Below are 18302 nucleotides of genomic sequence, written 5' to 3'. Positions count from 1 at the left end.
ATTCAATTCAATAAACACAAATACATTATCTCATATTTTTAATTTATTTAAAAGAATTTATTATATAAATTTTTAAAAATAAAAAATAAATATGTTGAAAAAATATATGAAATATGTTAAAATTATAATAAACTAATAATTATTATTTTTACAATAAAATATAAATACTAAACTTAATTTATTATGACTGATTTTAAAAATCGAAAGGTAGGAAAGTAAGTGAAATTCTTACACTGTCCCGCAACCGTGAAAAACCTCTATTTTTGATGTTCCAAGTCGGATAACTATCCATAATAATTATTCATTAATTAACTACGGCAGATGGTTAGATGAATTTTAAAACCCTGAAATTTTTTAAGTTAATCGTATTCTTTCAAAATTGAACTAAAAACTTTAAACATAATTAGAAGCCTAACAAAGTAGTCTTGACTTTTAATTTCAGTTTAAAATACATTACTGTGATTAGAATTTTAACCGTTTGCTTTATAAACGTTTTTTTTTTATGAGAAAAAGTTTAATTTGTTATTTTAAACATTTTGTAAAATAATAAAATTCAAATAAAATTAAGGAGAGAAAAGATGAGAAATTCATTCAAAACGATTATCATCATGTTGATGATGGGACTTATTTTTGCTTGCCAGCCAAAGCAAAAAGATGCAGACAAAGGAAAAACAGAAAAATCTGGTAAAATTACATTGGCATTTAATCAGGATCCTACTGGGAACTTAAATCCTCACGAATACTTACCAAGCCAGTTTATTACACAGGATATGGTTTATGACGGACTTGTATCTTATGGGGAAAATGGAGAAATTAAGCCAATGCTGGCAGAATCTTGGGATATTTCCAAAGATGGAAAAACTTACACTTTTAAATTGAGAAAAAATGTAAAATTCTCAGACGGTTCAGACTTTAATGCAAAAAATGTTGTAAAAAACTTTGACACTATCTTTTCTAAACAAAACAAATCAAATCACTCATGGTTTGCATTTACTAATCATTTAAAATCATACAGAGCAGTTGACGATTATACATTTGAAATAGTTCTAGATACAGCTTATACTGCAACACTCTATGACTTGGCAATGATACGTCCTATACGTTTTTTAGGAGATGCTGGTTTCCCTGAAAATGGAGATACTTCTAAAGGTATAAAAAAACCTATAGGGACAGGTGCTTGGGTGTTAAAAGAACATAAAAATAATGAATATGCAGTTTTCGTAAGAAATGAATATTACTGGGGAGAAAAACCTGCCGCTTCAGAAGTTATAATTAAAAATATTCCAGATAGCGAAACACTTGCTCTTCAATTTGAAGCTGGAGATATCGATTTAATTTATGGAAACAGTTTAATTAGCTTGGATAGATTTGAAACATACAGACAAGATAAAAAATACACTACTGCCACTTCTGAACCAATGTCTACAAGAATGATTCTTTTAAATACTACAAGCCCTATTTTAAAAGATCTTAAAGTAAGACAAGCATTGAGTCATGCTGTAGATAAACAAAGTATCGCAAAAAATATATTTGGTGGTGTTGAAAAACCTGCTGATACAATTTTTGCTCCAAATGTACCTCACACAAATATAGAACTTACAAAATATAACTTTGACTTGGCAAAAGCAGAGACATTGCTTGATGAGGCAGGATGGAAAAAAGGTGCTGACGGTATGAGAGAAAAAGATGGTAAAAAAATGATTCTATCTTTCCCTTACATCAGTTCTAAAGTTACAGATAAAAATGTAGGGGAATACATTCAAGGAGAATGGAAAAAAATTGGTATACAAGTTGACTTAAAGGCAATGGAAGAAAAAGCATACTGGGAAAATGCAACTGCAAAAAATTATGACTTAATGTCTGACTATTCATGGGGAGCTCCTTGGGATCCGCATGCTTACCTGACTGCAATGGCTGATGATTCGGTTAAAGGAACAAATCCTGGCTATGCTGCGCAACTAGGTTTACCAATGAAAGCTGAACTAGATAAAACTATCAAAGCTTTATTAATTGAACCTGATGAAACTAAATTAAATGAAATGTATAAATATGTATTAACTACTTTACAAGAGCAAGCTGTATATATTCCAATCAGCTATCAAGCTTTACTAAGTGTTTATAGAACTGGAGAGCTGGAAGGCGTGAAATTTATGCCAGAAGAAAATAGAATTCCTGTATGGACAACTGTAAAAGTAAAATAAATTAAAAATATCAAAATAGTGAAGCCTCTTCAAAATTGAATCTAGAAATTATGGATAATTTATTCAAATAATTTTTAAAAGTTGGGTTTTGGAGAGGTTTAAAATATTCAATTTTAAGGGATGATTTTGTGATAAAAAAATTAATATCATTATTTTCAATCTTTCTGGCAATATCAGTTATTACATTTTTCCTTGTAAAACTGTCGCCAGGAGATCCTGCCCAAAATTATTTAAGGGCATCTCATGTAAGCATAACTGCTGAAACATTAACAGCAGCTAGAAAAAATTTAGGATTAGACAAACCTTTATATATTCAATATTTTAACTGGCTCACAGATATATTAAAAGGCGATTTTGGAATATCATATACAAAAAAAGCTCCTGTTATAGAACTTGTAAATGAAGCTATTGTTCCAACTTTTCAGCTTGGAATTTTTTCATTTGTAATTTTAATTATATTATCTCCTTTATTAGGAGTCTTAAGTGCAATCAAGAAAAATACAATTTTTGACTATACAGTTCAAGCTTTATCATACGCAGGAGTATCTCTTCCTACTTTTTGGCTAGGCTATATACTAATTATTTTCTTTTCAGTTTCATTAAAAATCCTGCCTGTTTCAGGAAGAGGCGACTGGAAAAATTTTATCTTGCCTTGTATAACACTTGTACTGCCCTTAATTGCACAGACAACTTTTTTTATAAGAAAAAATATACTTGAAGAAATGGATAAAACTCATGTTGAAAATGCAATTATTCGAGGTGTTTCAAAAAAAAGAATAATTCTTAACCATTTACTGAGAAATACATCTATTCCAATTATTACTGTTCTAAGTTCAAATATTATGTATTTACTGACAGGAAGTGTGTTAATTGAAGAAATTTTTGCTTGGCCTGGTATTGGAAAATTATTTACTACAGCTGTAAAAACTGGAGATTTTCCATTAATTCAAATTTGTCTTTTGTTTTTTGGAATAATGTCTATTATTGTAAATGAATTTACTCAAGCACTTGTGAAATATATGGATCCAAGATTAAGAATAAAAGAAAAATCCAAAGCTGGAGGTGTATTGTAATTATGAAAAAAAGAAAATTATTTTATTTTTCAGTATCATTACTTGCTGTATTGATTTTCATTGCTATTTTTGCACCTTTACTTGCTCCTTATGATCCACAGTTTACTGATATTTCACAAAAACTTCAGCTTCCAAGCAAAATTCATAAGCTGGGAACAGATCATATGGGAAGGGATGTTCTTTCAAGGTTAATCTACGGAACAAGGCTGTCACTCATGATTTCAGGTCTAATTACAGTTGTTACATTATGTATAAGTTTTCCTATAGGAATTTTGGCAGGCTGGTTTGAAGGAAAGCTGGATAAAATATTTTTATGGATTGTAAATGTCTTTATGGCTTTTCCGAGTTTTCTTTTATCAATGGCATTTGTCGGTATTTTAGGACAAGGAATAGGAAATATTGTAATTGCTGTAAGTGCTATTGAATGGATTTACTATGCAAGAATTTTAAGAAATACAGTTTCTAGTGTCAAACAGCAGGAGTATGTTCAGGCAGCACGGGCAATCGGAGCTTCACCTTTTTTTATAATAAGAAGACATATTCTCCCTTTTGTTTTCAAGCCTGTTCTAATCGCAGCCCTAATGAATATTGGAAATATAATTTTAATGATTTCAGGATTTTCCTTTTTAGGAATAGGAGTACAGCCAAACATATCCGAATGGGGAATGATGCTAAACGACGCAAAACCTTACTTCAGACGAATTCCAGGGCTGGTACTGTATCCAGGACTTGCTATATTCATAACAGTTTTAACATTTAACCTGTTAGGAGAAACTTTTGATAATAAAGGAATTAAAAAATTATGGAAAAATTAGATATAAATGCACTAAAAGTCAGTATTGATAACAAAATAATACTAAATGACATTTCATTTACATTACCAAAGGGAGAAACTCTTATTATCATCGGTGAAAGCGGTTCAGGAAAAACAATGCTTTCCAGACTATTAATAGGAATAAAGCCTGATAATGCCAATATAAACGGGAATATATTTTTTGATAAAAAAGATTTATTAAAAATATCAGAAAAGGAATGGAATAAATACAGAGGTAAAAAAATTTCATATATTTCCCAAAATCCTATGGCTGTCTTTAATCCTTTTCAAAATGTCGAATCTCACGCTGTGGAGCTGTTTCAAAGCAGGCTTGGCTTATCAAAAAAAGAATGTATAAATAAAATGATTGAAGAAATGAAAAAATTAAATCTTCCAAATCCAGAAGCACTAATGAAAAAATATCCATTCCAGTTAAGTGGTGGAATGTTACAAAGAATCATGTTTTCCATGATGATTCAACTGGAACCTGAGCTGCTGATAGCCGACGAGCCTACTTCAGCCCTTGATTATTATAATACCGAAAAAGTTACTGAATTACTAAAAAATCTGCAATCCCAAAACACTTCACTTATAGTAATTACTCACGATTACAATCTCGCAAAAGAACTTGACGGAAAAATAATTATTATGAAAAATGGAAATTTGATTGAAAAAGGTAATACTTCTGATATGTTAAAAAATCCTCAAAGTGACTACGGGAAATCATTAATATTGAGAAAACGCTACACAAGATACAAAAAAGAAGGAATTTAATATGAAAAAATTAGTAATTGAAAATGTAAGCAAATACTATGATAAAAAAGCCATTTTGTCCAAAATAAATTTATCTGTTTCACAAAATGAATGTCTTGGTATTATGGGAGAAAGTGGTTCAGGAAAAAGTACATTAGCAAAACTGCTTGTAGGACTGGAATCTTTTGATGAAGGAAATATCATATTTAATGAAATATCATATAAAAATATCAATAAAAAGCAATTATCCTTAATTCATCGTAAAATTCAGTTAGTTTTTCAAAATGCTTTTGGGGCAGTAAATCCAAAATATACAGTAGAGGAAGTTTTGACTGAACCTTTAAAAATACATTATAAAAAAGAACTTTCATACGAGGAAATGAAAAAACGTGCAGAAAATTTTTTAGAAAAAGTAGGACTTAACCCTGAATTTATGTCACAAAAAGCCATTCAACTAAGCGGAGGACAGCTACAAAGAGTCTGTATCGCAAGAGCATTAATACTGGAACCTGAAATAATCATATTTGATGAATCTGTGAGCGGTCTTGATCCTATCATTCAGGAGCAAATACTTGAACTGCTCGGGTTACTAAAAGAAACTATGAATTTAACATACATTTTTATTTCTCATGATTTTGAAGCTTGCTATTACCTATGCGACAAAATAGCTATAATAGAAAATGGAGAAATAGCCGATATTATTGAAAATCTTGATTCTCCTGTCATAGTAAAAAATGAACGAATAAAACGTATTTTGGGAAAGGCTGTAAATTTTATAGAAACTATTCAATAAACTTATCTTTATTTCCCAGTTAAATAACACAAAAGGCTGTTATCACTTTTGCACAATGTAGTGATTAACAGCCTCTATTTTATTTAGGGGTATTTATTATCTTATTTACAAGTATCTTGCCAATTTGCAGGATAAATTACATATAAAAATCTTGCAAAGTTAGGAGCACTAAATTTTATTTTTGAACCTTTAGGGATTAAAATAGCATCTCCCCTGTTTCCTGTAACTTTACGTCCATCAACTATGATTTCTAATGTTCCATCTATTACATAGTCTATCTCATCATAGTTCAATTCCCAATCAAATGCAGATTCTTCCATTTCCATAACTCCACAACTCAATCTTCCACTTTCTTCTATTGTAAATACATCAGTTAAGAACACTTTGTCGTTAGGATTTCCAGTATCAAATCTTTCAGGTTTTACTGAAGGAATTTTAACAACTCCTACTCCACTTTTATCAATATGTTTTTCAAATCCTCCGACTTTTCTCTTTAATTCTTCTTGTACTACTTTTCTAAGTATTTTTTCTAATGTTTCTCTGTCTAAATTTTTTAAATCCATTGTTCTTCCTCCCAAATTACTATATTAATTTTCAGGAACGAATAATCCTGTTTGTTCGCTTCTTATTTGAATTAATGCTCTTGGATCTTTTGCTAAGTCGTCAAGTTTTCCTTTTCTTTTCATAAGAAGTAAAATTTTTGTACCTTTATATTCAGAAAGCATGTTAGCATCTCCTATACTGTCACCTGCAACTAAAATAGGATCTTTTCCACCATGTTTTGGTTTTAAGTATTTGTTTATTACTTCAACTTTTCCTTTAGTTTGTGTTTGTGGATAACCATGTTTGTATTCAGCTCTATATTTATTTCCATTCATTTCAAGACGCATTCCATAAACACTATCAGCACTCAAATTATACCCATAAGATTTATCATTTGCGAAAACTTTTACTATATCTTCAAGAGACGCTGAAACTATATACACTTTTATACCATTTTTCTCAAATTCATGAAATAAGTTAGCTGTTTCAGGCTGAGTTCTTAATCCACTCTTATATTCATATCTAACTTTTCCAGCTTCACCTGTCAACTTATCACTTGATTCAAGAACATATTTCCCAAGTTTATTTCCTATTCCAAAATCATTAGCTTCTTTTGCCAATTTTTGCACTTCTTCTACAGTCATATTGTCAAACAAGTAAAGAACCCATGGATAAGCAATATCATGAGAGAAACTTCCACCTATTGCTTCATAAAGAAATGCCAATTTCCCTCTAAAGTCTTTAAATTCTTCTGTCGCTTTTATTTTTTCCAAAGACATTTTTTTATCTTTTATATAATTATTATAAAGGAAAGTATATCTTTTATCTAAATCATTTGCTATTTTTGTAATATTAATAGCTTGCCCATTCACATTTGAATATTCCTTGTCAAAATTATCTAATGGAATATCTTTTCTAATTGCCTTTGAAAAGGCAGCAGGTGTCATTTCAAATTTCAAATTATCTATTTGGTATCTAAACAGATTTTCTTGAGTATCTTGATAAATTGATGTATAATCCCAGTCAAAAACTACATAATTTCCTTGATTTTTATTTTCATCAATAAGTTTTGATAAGGCTGCCCTATTTTTGGGAACCCATCTTAATTCATCTAAATTGGCAGCTGATAATGCCAATGCCATAACTAAAAATGCCAATAATCCAATTAATTTTTTCACATTAAATTTCATCTTTCATCTCCTTGGGTATATTTTTTATTTTGAAGATTCTTTTTTACAGAATAATATTTTTGCAACTAATATTGCTGTTACTCCTGCCACTAATTTTCCAACTATCATTGGGAAAATCATTTGAGTGTATTTTCCACCATCAAATCCAGCTGTAAATCCTAAGTGATCTCCGAAAACGAACGCAGCACTTACTGCAAAGGCAATATTCATAACTTTTCCATTTGCATCCATATCTTTTAAAATTCCAAACATAGGAATATTGTTAGCTAAAGTTGCAACTAATCCAGCAGCTCCAGCTTCGTTCATTCCAAGTCCTTTTCCTAATAATTCAAGTGGTTTTCCAAATACTTTTGTAATAAAATGCACTAACGGATATGCTCCAGCAAGTACTATTGCAATTGCACCAACTGTTCCTAATCCATCTGTTATTGGAGCCATTCCAGGAATTACTACAAATCCTGTTAATGCTTCAATTATTGAAGCTACTAGTCCTATTGTAATTATAATTACTACTGCTTGTCCAAAAACTGCAAATCCTTTTGTCATTTTTTCAGGTATAAAAATTAATCCTAAAATAATTAACGCCGCAACAATTATTATTGGTATCAAATTCACTAAAATTAGCCCTATTGGGAATCCAGCCACTATTCCACCTGCAAATACTCCTAATGGTATTGTAGTAATTCCAGCCAAAATTCCTTTTGCTAAGAACGGTTTATCATCTTTTTCAATTATTCCCAATGCTACTGGTATCGTAAACACAATAGTTGGTCCCATCATTGAACCTAAGATAAATGCTGCTAATCTACCTGCTTCAGGATTTTTAGCCATTCCTAATGCAAGTGGAGCTCCTCCCATATCATTTGCAAGAAGTGTTGTTGCAAACATAGCTGGGTCTGCTCCTAACGCTGAATAAATTGGTCCTACTATTGGTGTCAACAGATTTCCTAAAACTGGTGCTAAAGAAATAATCCCAACCATGGCAACCGCAAGTGAACCCATAGCCATTATTCCTTCTTCAAATTTTTCACCATACCCCAGTTTATTTCCAAATATTTTATCTATTCCACCTATTGCCATAAAAATAGTCATAATAATAATTATTATTTTATCTATTCCCATTTTATATTCCTCCCAAATTTCACTCAAATCTTCTATTTTAAGTGAAAATACTCAAAATTATATTATATTTTTGTTACTTCTTATAAAATATTTTTTATTTGATTTTTAAAACTACAAATAAAATTTATATTTTACTATAAGGATTTTCTCAAATATTTTAGAAAAATATAGAATTGCCTAATCAAAATAATTATTTATTTAATGGAAATAATGTTAAAAATTTACAAGGCAATTCTATTTTATAATAATGATTTACTCATTAATAATTTAATGGATTATCTGCCACAGATTTTACTGCTTCAGCGAAAGCATCGCACGCAGCTTTACATGCTGACTGACTTCCTGTTAAAAGTGCTCCACCAAAGTTTGTTTCTGAAGGCGGTCCAAAGAATGCAACTAAACTTACATCTGCTGCTTTTAATGCAACATCTAAAGCGTACATTGCTTCAAGTGGAGGTGCTATTAGGTATGCTAATGATTCCCCTTCTGCAATTCCTGCTGTTTTTGATAAATAACTTCCTGTTCTTGATACACAATGTGCATAATATGCAATGCTATCATCATCATTTGCACTTATGAATGCTCCTTCGTTTTCAATAAAGTCAACTGCTGCAGCTAGTCCACTTTTTACTTCTGCAGGAGTAGGCCCTGACAATATTCCTATTACTTCTCCTGCAAGTTTTGTATTCGCATTTGCAGCTCCACCATAGAATGATTTTCCGTAAACTACATCAACTACAGCTTTTTTTGTAGCTTCATCAAGTGCAGTATATGTAACATCATCACAATCTGCTGTTATAATTCCTATACTTCTATGTCCTTCAGGTAATTCCAGCTCTTTAGCCATATCATTATCTACATTTGGAATTAATCTTACAGCTAGTACATTTGCTTTTAATCTATCGCCTTTCATTGTTCCTCCTAAAGTTTTTTATTTTTATTTTTTATTAAGTTAATTTATAATTTTAAATCTTGTCCACTTGCTTTTGCATCAATTACTTTCTTAATTAATGTAGCAACGTGAGCTCCTGCTTCTGAAGATGGAGTTCCATCCTTATGAATATTTGAAACAACTGTTCTTTTTGCTTCAGAAATTCCAGGACGAGCCTTGTAAGTAATGTAGGCACTCATACTTTCTGCAGTTGTAAGTCCAGGACGTTCTCCTATTAATATACAAACTACATCAGCATTTAAAATTTCTCCAACGTGATCTCCTGCTCCAACTCTTCCATATTTGATAAAAAATGGTGTTCCTGTCTCAATTCCATATCCTTTAAGCCCATTTAACAATGCAGGAATTATGTTTTTTGCATTTGCTTCAACTGCAGTTGAACTTAATCCATCTGACAATAATATTTGAACTGTTGGATTTTTTTTGCATTTTTCTTCTATTGTCTTTATTCCTTCTTCAGAAATTCTTCTTCCTAAATCAGGACGTGTGATATATTGGTCTCTGCTTTCACATTCAGTAGTAACTTCAAACAATCCAAGCTCATCAAGAAATTCTGTAGGCACGTCATTGAACACGGCATCTTGCGCTGCAGCGTGGTCTGCTCTTAATCTTAACAGAACTTCTGTTCTCATTCTTGTTCCAGCTCTTCCAATTCCAAGTCTTGCAGATGTTTTTTGTTTTAACTTCATATATTCTTCTCTGTCTTCAGGGTTATCCACAAGCATTTGATCTTTTATGTTTATTTGTCCAATATCTCTTACTTCTCCGTTTACAATATGTGGATTTTCACGTGGCTCATCTCCACTTTCGATATAAACTGAGCTTGTACTGACAACTGGTGCTTTTTCTTCCACAGCTGTTACTGGTTCATTTACTTTTATTTCACCTATTATTTTTTCGATTACATCTTTTAGTTCTCTTTCTGATAACATTGATTTTTCCTCCCTATTTTAAGAAAATTGAAGCGTCTCCGGCTCTATCTGTAAGTTTTCCATCTTTCATTATTCCCATTTTTTCTAACCATTGTTCAAAAGGTTTTATAGGTCTTCTGTTACATAGTTCTCTTAATGTAGCATCATCATGATAAGAAGATGTTTGATAGTTAAGCATTATATCATCTCCTGCAGGAATAGCCATAAAGTAGTTACATCCTGCTACTGTTAATAATACTTTCAAGTTTTCAATATCGTTTTGATCCGCTTTCATGTGGTTAGTGTAGCAAGCGTCAACTCCCATTGAGATTCCAGTAAGTTTACCCATGAAATGATCTTCAAGCCCCGCTCTTATTACTTGTTTACTGTTATAAAGATATTCTGGTCCAATAAATCCAACAACCGTATTTACGATAAATGGATCAAATTTTTTGGCAAATCCGTAACATCTTGCTTCCATTGTAACTTGATCGCATCCATGGTGTGCGTCTGATGATAATTCTGAACCTTGTCCTGTTTCAAAGTACATTACGTTAGGTCCTGTTGCTGTTCCATGTTTTAATGCCAAATCTCTTGCTTCCTGAATCATATCTCCAGTTATACCAAATGCTTCATTTCCCTTTTCAGATCCTGCAATACTTTGGAAAATCAAGTCTGTAGGTGCTCCTCTTCTAACTGCTTCCATTTGTGTAGTTACGTGAGCCAATACACATATTTGTGTAGGAATTTCCCATTTAGTTTTTATTTCATGAAATCTGTGCAATACTCTCATAACACTGTCAACACTGTCATCAACTGGGTTTAATCCTAGCAATGCATCTCCTTGCCCAAAGCTAAGCCCTTCATAAGTTGAAAGCATAATTCCATCTGGATCATCAGTAGTGTGGTTAGGTTGTAATCTTGTCGCAAGTATTCCTTCTCCACCTATTTCAGTATTACAGAATTTTTTAATTCTTATTTTGCTTGCTCCTTGAATAAGATCCATATTACTCATAAGTTTGGCAACTGCTGCTACCATTTCACTTGTAAGACCTTTACTGATTCTCTTTATGTCGTCACCACTTGTATGAGAATCTAAAATCCATTCTCTTAATTCACTTACAGTCCAGTTTTTTATTTCTCCATAAATTTTTTCATTTACAGCATCCTGTATGATTCTTGTAACTTCATCTTCTTCATAAGGTACTGCAGGATTGTTTCTTAAATCTGCCAATGTCAATTCAGCCAATACAGCTTTAGCAGCCACTCTTTCTTCTGCTGTACTTGCACTTACTCCTGCAAGTTCGTCTCCTGATCTAAATTCGCTCGCTTTATTTTGTACATCTTTTACAGATTTAAATTCATAAGTATGTCCAAATAATTTAGTTTTTAATACCATTGTTACATGCCACCTCTCTAAATTTTTTATTTAATAACTGAATACCAATGTTTTTATTACAACAGGTAATACATTTCCATTTCCTAGTGGCGCTCCTATATCAATATAATCTCCATCTCTCACTTTTACACTGTCTATGCAAATTATATCGTAATCATCAAGCTCCAATTTCATACATTGTCCCAATACTTTTGCCATATCATTTTCAACTATAACGATTACAGGGTGAGTCTTGTCATGTTTCCTTTTTATAACATCTGAAATCACTGAAGATAGCTCCATTATGTCAGTATATGCCATATTGTGTTTACCTTTAAAGGCAAGTGCCACATTTTCAATTTCACTTTCAGAGTTAAACCAGTTTAGTTTACTTTCAATAATATTTCCTAGTTCATTAATTGGCAACTGCTCATCTGCCTCAGACATTTTCAGTACAGGAATATTTTTTATTGGAAAAATTCCTTCAGTATAAGTTATTGTACTTCCACTTATCTCTGTCGTATGGCTTCCTGCACCAACTACTGTCGCTCCAATTGTTTCACTTAATTTTAGAGGCTCTATATTTAACTCTTTTAGAACTTTTACCAGTTCTTCTCCAAGCACTACCCCTATATCGTTATATTTGTAAAAGTCTTTTTCAGTTTTTCCATAAACAAAATCTGCAACTCCTCCAGTAAATGAATAATGCTCAATGTTGCCATTATGTTTTCTGAAATCTTTATATGTTACTATTTTATGGTACAAATCTGTTTTTGGCAAAAGTTCAATACTTTCAAGAATAAGCTGTGCCATTCTTCTCGTTATTTTTCTCAAATCCTGTTCGCTTATTTTTCTGCCTAATTCCAATTTTACATTTACATCAGCAGCAATATCGTACATTTTTTTGAAAATATAACGTGTATTCCCATTTTCATCAAATTTTACAAGCCGTCCTCCAATGTCAAGACAGGTTGTATCTTCCACTTCTCCTCTGTTGAAAACTACAATGTTTGTAGTTCCTCCTCCAATATCAAAGTTTACGATACTTGTATTTTTCTCATCAGAATATCCGTAAGCTCCCGAACCTTTTCCAGCAATAATGCTCTCCAAATCAGGTCCTGCTGTCGCAACAACGAAATCTCCTGCCATTCCACTAAGAATTTGCAGTACTTCCTTGGCATTTTCCTTTCTTGCCGTATCTCCTGTTATTATTACAGCCCCTGTCGAAACATCTTTGTATTGAATATTGGCTTTTTTGTATTCAGATTCTATTATTTCCTTAACCTTTTTTGCATCTATTTTTGTTTCAGTTTCCAGCGGAGTAATATAAATGTCACTTCTATATATAACTTCTTTTCCTATTATTTTAAGCTGAGGCGCTGTAAATGCAGTTCCTCTGTTTTCTATATAAATTTTTGAGAAAATAAGCTGAGTAGTAGAAGTTCCAATGTCTATTCCTACACTTAATATTTCTTCTATCATTATACAAGACTCCTTTGTCTTCATTAATATTTAATATAAAGATAAATCAATTTTCAAACCCAAAACTGATTTCAGTTCCCTTACTACCAGTCTTTATATCCAGATTCCCATAAAGTTTTTCCTTTACAAGACTTTTCACTATCTGCAATCCGATACTCCCTTTTTCAAAGTTCTTTTCGTCCATTCCAATCCCATCATCACTTATGAAAATACGGGATTTCATCTCTCCACTTTTTACTTTAATTGTTATATGTCCTCTGCTACGCCCCTTAAAAGCGTGCTTTATACAATTTTCCACAAGTTCATTTACTATAAGTGCAATTGTTGTTGCCTTGTCCGAATTGATTTCAAAATTATCTCCGATTACATCTATTTTTAGTTTTAAATGTCCTTCCAAATTTTCTCTTACCGAATTTTTCAGAATTTTATTTATAACTTCCTTTATTTCCAATTCATCTAGTCCATTCTGAGCAAGTAATTCGTGAGTAACTGATATGCTTAATATTCTGTTTATACTATCACTAAATGCCGCTTTTACAGCTTTATCATCTGTTTTTCTTGCCTGTATCCGAAGCAAACTTGCAATGGTTTGTAAATTATTTTTTACTCTGTGATGAATTTCTTTAATTGCAACTGATTTTAAAATCAGTTCCTTTTCCTTGATTTTAATTTCTGTAATATCTTTTATAAATAAAACGACATTTTTAACATCTTTCGTTTCCTTTACCAGGATATATTCCAAACTCAAAACCATATTTGATATGTTTACATCTGATTTTTCACTTACTTTTCCACTTAGCACATCCTCAAATTCAACATCATCAATTACTATATTATCAAATTTTTCTCCAAGGAAAAAATCCTTATAGCCAATCTTTCTGTATACATATTTTGCTCTGGAATTAGCGTATATGCACAGACCTTCTTCATTAAAAATTATAATTCCATCATTGATGTAGTCGATTATTTTACGTTCCCGCAACATTCCAACAGAGCTCATAAGAATATCATCGGTTGCATTGTTAAGAAAACTCAGTTCTTTATTAATATTTTCCTCATTCATGCCCTCTTCGACTATAAGAACAGCTATTATTTCTCCAGATTCCTCATCACTTCTTATAGGCACTACATTCTGTGTTACGCTTTTATTTTCCTGTGTCAATGCCTTATAATCTCGTGATGGATGTCCAGTTTCCAGCGTTCTTAATACCGCAGGCTCATTTTTTCTATAGGCAAATTTCCCTACAACACTCTGAGTGTAGCTCGAACCTCTTCTTGGATTTGCCTCGGCAACTACAATCGCTGTATCTCTATTTTCAGTCATACAATCAATAAATACGTCTGCTTTTAATAACTTGCTCATAACTGGAAGCCCTTCACATATTTTCTCCAGCTTTTCAATATCTTTATTTGAAAGCTCCGTATATTGTTTACATATCGTTCTAAGCATCTTCATCTCCAGATAAAATTATAATATCGGCTATTTTTCCCATATCGCACCTTTTGTTCATACTAAGTGTTCTTATGTACTCATATGCTTCATTTTCAGTAAAATTCCTTGTTTTCATCAAAATACTTTTGGCTATATCAATTTTTTTTCTATCCTCCAGCTTTTGACTTGTTTTCAAATATTTTTTCTCCAGTTTTTCAAATTCTTCCTGTTTGTTAAATATAATCTCCAGGTTAGGAATAAAGGACTTTTCGTCGATGGGTTTCACTATATATCCTATTATTCCTATATTTTTTGCTTCCTCTATAAATTCTTTATTGGAATATGCTGTAAGTAAAACAATACCTCTAGACAATTTTTGTTCTCTTATTACTTTCGCTGCCTTTAATCCGTCCAGTATTGGCATCTTGACATCCATTATTACAAAATCAGGATTATATTTTTTGCTCTGTTCTATTGCATCAAATCCATCACCTGCCTCCGCAACTACATCATAATTGGCTTCTCTAAGTATTTCACAAATATCCATCCTTGTTATCGGCTCATCATCTACAACTATTATTTTTCTCATTTTTTTTCCTTTTCCTCGAATTTAATATAAATCTTTCAATAACTGCTTCATTTCAATTCTGTTAAATCGTCTAGGATTTTCCCCTGTACACAGATCATTTTCTATCTGATCAACGATACTTTCCATTTCAGAAGAATATTGTTCCTCCGGAATTCCTAGTTCTCTTAAATTATTTGGTATTCCCATTTTAGCCGCTCTCATTTTGATGGCTTTTGCTAGTATTTCCACACCTTCTGCATCTTCTTTAGGTGTAAATCCCAACTCTTCAGCAATTTCACGGTAATATCTTGCCGCATTCTTATTTTGTGCATTAAACTTTATAACTTTTGGCATTATTACTGCATTAAGCCGTCCATGCGGCTTATGAAATCTTGCCCCTAGCGAATGTGCTATGCTGTGATTTATTCCTAATCCTGCATTGCTGAATGCTACTCCTGCCATGCACGAAGCAATCTGTAAATCAATTCTTTCCCTTTCCAGCGCAGGATTTTCAAAATTGCTTACCAAATCAGCAAAAACAGTTTTTATTGCTCCTAGTGCAAGTGTATTTGTAAACAGATTTCTAGATCTTGAAACATATGCTTCTATGGCGTGTGTCAAAACATCCATTCCAGTGTCTGCAATTATTGATGGTGGAAGAGTTTTTATAAATTCTGGATTTAAGATTGCTATATCTGGCAGCATTTCACTGTCACTTAGTGGTATTTTTTTATCTTTTGTTGTAACAACTGCATAAGACGTTACTTCTGACCCTGTTCCGCTCGTTGTAGGGATTGCAATAAATTTTGGCTTTTTATTTTGTCCAATTGCTTTTTTTATCTGATTTGTAAAATAAATCATTGATTTGCAGGCATCTATTGGGGAACCTCCTCCAAGTGCTATTATGCAGTCAGGATTATATGCGCTTAATTCCAGCATTCCGTTTATAATTTCCTCATCAGTGGGATCAGGCTTTACATCCGAATATATTTTAGTTTCTATTTCCCGTGATTTTAAAATATTAACAACTTTATTTGTAACTTTTAGTTTTACCATATTTTCATCTGTAACTAAAAATACTTTTTCCATTTCCAGTGTTCTTAATATATCCAAAGAATTAGCACCATAATGAATATCCGGTTTTATTTGAAATAACCCCATTGAATCCACTTCCTTTCTTATCGTAATTCTTTTAATTTGGATAATATTTTTTGGACTGTTTCAAAATCTGTTATTTTATAATCTTTTACAAGTATTTCAATAACTTTTCTTTCTAAATCTTCACAGTCTTTTTTTATTTCATTTTTTACTTTGTTTTCTGATTCACAGTTTGATTCACAGAAAGATTTTTCATATCTTACTTCGACTCCCTGTTCCCTAATTATGTCCTTTGCCCCGGGAGTAATAATCATATCAGCCTGAACCACTAATTCCTTGTTTTGAACAAATTCAGAAAGATTTTTTACCGTAATCAATCTTTTTTTCATTTTTTTACTCCTTTTCCGACTCCAAACTGTCTATTATTCCTACAATAGTTGCATCCACAGGAGTTTCAGCGTCAAATATATGTCTTGCAGAACTTCCTGTAACAATTATTACCTTGTCACCTTGTCCAGATCCAATGTAATCTGCCGCTACCATTTTTCTACTTCCATGCCCTTCGCCAGTTCCTTCTACTTCAACTACCATAAGTTTTAATCCTTTTAGTTTTTCATCCTTCCTTGTTGCCCAGACATTATCCACAACTTTTCCAATTAACATACTATTGTCCTCTTTCATAGTATAATTCAATACTATTTTCTTTTATATAATCCATTGCAAGGGAAGTTACTTTAGATTTTGCATCAACTTCAAGCATCTGATTTTTTAATCCTAGCTTTCTAAGTCTGCTTTCTGTTATCAATCCCTTCAAATAAACCTTTTCTTTTGCACAAAAAATATTTTTAACTTCTGTTCTTTTCACAACCTTTATTCCAAATTCCTTTACTTTCTCAAGATATTCGTCGTAAAGATTAATTAACGCAGCAGGCTTAGTATATTTTTTATATTCCAAACCTTCTTCTACAAGAATAACTTGTGAATCATTAAAAAGAAACTCTGTCATAATACTTTTTCTACCTTGTGAAAGATCTATTAAATCATTTATTCCAAGAGTCGATACTACAAGTACTTTTTTATTTTCATTTTGTCTAACGTCTTCCCATGTGCTGTCTAGCTTTACATTATCCATAAAGGATGTTTCATTTTTAAGTTCATCCTTCAAAACCTCATCATTTCCCAAAAAAGCTGTTACTACAGATTTTTTAGAAATTACCTCATGATTTTCAGTTGATTTTTCATTTTCCCTTTTTGCAATCTCCTTTAACACTTCCCTTGCAAGCACTTCTATCAAATTTTGAGTATCCATTTTATCTCCTCATCATATTTTTTAGAGCTACTTTTCAATACTTCCAGTCACTCCTGAAATATATCCGCAAGAATTGGCTTCATCAAAGTCTATATGCATGCTCAGTCTAAAGCTGTCCCTTACTCTTATCAAAACATCATCAAATATTAACGGTCTGTCGCTGTGAATTTTTACTTTTACAGTTTCACCGTCTTTTACAGAAAATCTTTCTGCATCTTCTCTTGTCATATGAATATGTCTTTTGGCAACAATAACACCTTTATCCAGATGCACATATTTATCTCCTACACCTAGTAATATTCCGGGTGTTCCTTCGATTTTTCCACTTTCTCTTATTACTCCCTTGACTCCAATTTCACGGCAGTCAGTAAGTGATAATTCCACTTGAGAAAAATTTCTGCATGGTCCTAATATTGCAACATTGGAAAATTCGCCTTTTGGTCCGATTACCCTAACTCTTTCCTTAGCTGCAAATTGTCCTGGCTGTGATAAATCCTTTACAGGAGTCAATTCATAACCTTCTCCAAAAAGTGCTTCTACGTGTTCCTTTGTAAGATGTACATGTCGTCCCGAAGCCTCAACCATAAAGGTATCATCTTTTTCTGCACCCATTATTTCCTGTAATTTTTCTCTTATTATTCTCTCCAATTCATTTCTATCCATAATATCTCCCAATTCGGAGC

Annotated in this window: 19 protein-coding genes and 1 riboswitch; of the genes, 5 read left to right on the top strand and 14 right to left on the bottom strand. The window is 32.0% G+C overall.

Annotation, left to right across the window (positions count from 1 at the left end; all coding sequences use genetic code 11):
• Window positions 1-167: 167 nt before the first annotated feature.
• A riboswitch (cobalamin riboswitch) is annotated at window positions 168-308 on the top strand.
• A gap of 270 nt (window positions 309-578) precedes the next feature.
• The 5 genes from nikA to QU666_RS00595 all read left to right on the top strand — a co-directional run bounded on the left by nikA (window position 579) and on the right by QU666_RS00595 (window position 5634).
• A complete protein-coding gene (gene nikA, locus QU666_RS00615; RefSeq protein ID WP_036070074.1) occupies window positions 579-2201 on the top strand; it encodes a nickel ABC transporter substrate-binding protein in 1623 nt (540 codons plus the stop codon).
• A gap of 128 nt (window positions 2202-2329) precedes the next feature.
• Window positions 2330-3274, top strand: coding sequence for an ABC transporter permease (locus QU666_RS00610; RefSeq protein ID WP_021768556.1), 945 nt, complete (start codon window positions 2330-2332; stop codon window positions 3272-3274).
• A 2-nt stretch (window positions 3275-3276) separates the two neighbouring features.
• Window positions 3277-4089, top strand: coding sequence for an ABC transporter permease (locus tag QU666_RS00605; RefSeq protein ID WP_021768557.1), 813 nt, complete (start codon window positions 3277-3279; stop codon window positions 4087-4089).
• Window positions 4077-4862, top strand: coding sequence for an ABC transporter ATP-binding protein (locus tag QU666_RS00600; RefSeq protein ID WP_021768558.1), 786 nt, complete (start codon window positions 4077-4079; stop codon window positions 4860-4862). Before QU666_RS00605 ends, QU666_RS00600 begins: the two co-directional genes overlap by 13 nt.
• A gap of 1 nt (window position 4863) precedes the next feature.
• Window positions 4864-5634, top strand: coding sequence for an ABC transporter ATP-binding protein (locus tag QU666_RS00595; protein ID WP_021768559.1), 771 nt, complete (start codon window positions 4864-4866; stop codon window positions 5632-5634).
• Between the two features lie 101 nt (window positions 5635-5735).
• Here the strand turns inward: QU666_RS00595 and QU666_RS00590 are convergent, their stop codons facing one another.
• From QU666_RS00590 to eutD, 14 genes are all read right to left on the bottom strand, one after another.
• Window positions 5736-6197: a cupin domain-containing protein gene (locus QU666_RS00590; RefSeq protein ID WP_021768560.1), complete on the bottom strand. Its 462-nt coding sequence runs from the start codon at window positions 6195-6197 to the stop codon at window positions 5736-5738.
• Between the two features lie 24 nt (window positions 6198-6221).
• Window positions 6222-7319: an HAD family hydrolase gene (locus QU666_RS00585; protein WP_036070084.1), complete on the bottom strand. Its 1098-nt coding sequence runs from the start codon at window positions 7317-7319 to the stop codon at window positions 6222-6224.
• A 72-nt stretch (window positions 7320-7391) separates the two neighbouring features.
• Window positions 7392-8489: an ethanolamine utilization protein EutH gene (eutH, locus tag QU666_RS00580; protein ID WP_036070076.1), complete on the bottom strand. Its 1098-nt coding sequence runs from the start codon at window positions 8487-8489 to the stop codon at window positions 7392-7394.
• A 259-nt stretch (window positions 8490-8748) separates the two neighbouring features.
• Window positions 8749-9402 carry an ethanolamine utilization microcompartment protein EutL gene (gene eutL, locus QU666_RS00575; protein WP_006805299.1) on the bottom strand — a complete coding sequence of 218 codons (654 nt, stop codon included), beginning with the start codon at window positions 9400-9402 and terminating at the stop codon, window positions 8749-8751.
• Between the two features lie 44 nt (window positions 9403-9446).
• The gene (eutC, locus tag QU666_RS00570; RefSeq protein WP_021768563.1) at window positions 9447-10373 is read right to left on the bottom strand and encodes an ethanolamine ammonia-lyase subunit EutC; all 927 of its coding nucleotides are present in this window, start codon (window positions 10371-10373) and stop codon (window positions 9447-9449) included.
• A gap of 13 nt (window positions 10374-10386) precedes the next feature.
• Window positions 10387-11751: an ethanolamine ammonia-lyase subunit EutB gene (locus tag QU666_RS00565; RefSeq protein WP_021768564.1), complete on the bottom strand. Its 1365-nt coding sequence runs from the start codon at window positions 11749-11751 to the stop codon at window positions 10387-10389.
• 30 nt (window positions 11752-11781) lie between these two features.
• The gene (gene eutA, locus QU666_RS00560) at window positions 11782-13212 is read right to left on the bottom strand and encodes an ethanolamine ammonia-lyase reactivating factor EutA (RefSeq protein ID WP_036070079.1); all 1431 of its coding nucleotides are present in this window, start codon (window positions 13210-13212) and stop codon (window positions 11782-11784) included.
• A gap of 46 nt (window positions 13213-13258) precedes the next feature.
• Window positions 13259-14662 carry a sensor histidine kinase gene (locus QU666_RS00555; RefSeq protein WP_036070081.1) on the bottom strand — a complete coding sequence of 468 codons (1404 nt, stop codon included), beginning with the start codon at window positions 14660-14662 and terminating at the stop codon, window positions 13259-13261.
• Window positions 14655-15233 carry an ANTAR domain-containing response regulator gene (locus QU666_RS00550; protein ID WP_021768567.1) on the bottom strand — a complete coding sequence of 193 codons (579 nt, stop codon included), beginning with the start codon at window positions 15231-15233 and terminating at the stop codon, window positions 14655-14657. The genes QU666_RS00555 and QU666_RS00550 overlap by 8 nt, the downstream gene beginning before the upstream one ends.
• Before the next feature lie 21 nt (window positions 15234-15254).
• Window positions 15255-16373, bottom strand: a complete 1119-nt coding sequence (locus QU666_RS00545) for a 1-propanol dehydrogenase PduQ (protein ID WP_021768568.1) — start codon at window positions 16371-16373, stop codon at window positions 15255-15257.
• Window positions 16374-16390: 17 nt separating this feature from the next.
• Window positions 16391-16699 (bottom strand): hypothetical protein, encoded by a 309-nt coding sequence (locus tag QU666_RS00540; protein ID WP_021768569.1) that lies wholly within the window; start codon window positions 16697-16699, stop codon window positions 16391-16393.
• Window positions 16700-16703: 4 nt separating this feature from the next.
• Window positions 16704-16973 carry a EutN/CcmL family microcompartment protein gene (locus tag QU666_RS00535; RefSeq protein WP_026745886.1) on the bottom strand — a complete coding sequence of 90 codons (270 nt, stop codon included), beginning with the start codon at window positions 16971-16973 and terminating at the stop codon, window positions 16704-16706.
• Between the two features lies 1 nt (window position 16974).
• Window positions 16975-17619: an ethanolamine utilization protein gene (locus QU666_RS00530; protein ID WP_021768570.1), complete on the bottom strand. Its 645-nt coding sequence runs from the start codon at window positions 17617-17619 to the stop codon at window positions 16975-16977.
• 27 nt (window positions 17620-17646) lie between these two features.
• The gene (gene eutD / locus QU666_RS00525) at window positions 17647-18282 is read right to left on the bottom strand and encodes an ethanolamine utilization phosphate acetyltransferase EutD (protein ID WP_021768571.1); all 636 of its coding nucleotides are present in this window, start codon (window positions 18280-18282) and stop codon (window positions 17647-17649) included.
• Between the last annotated feature and the right edge of the window lie 20 nt (window positions 18283-18302).

Source organism: Leptotrichia sp. HMT-225 (assembly GCF_030644325.1).
GTDB classification, from domain to species: Bacteria; Fusobacteriota; Fusobacteriia; order Fusobacteriales; family Leptotrichiaceae; genus Leptotrichia; species Leptotrichia massiliensis.
The sequence above is the reverse complement of the archived record's forward strand: the minus strand, read 5'-3'. Positions and strand labels throughout refer to the sequence as shown.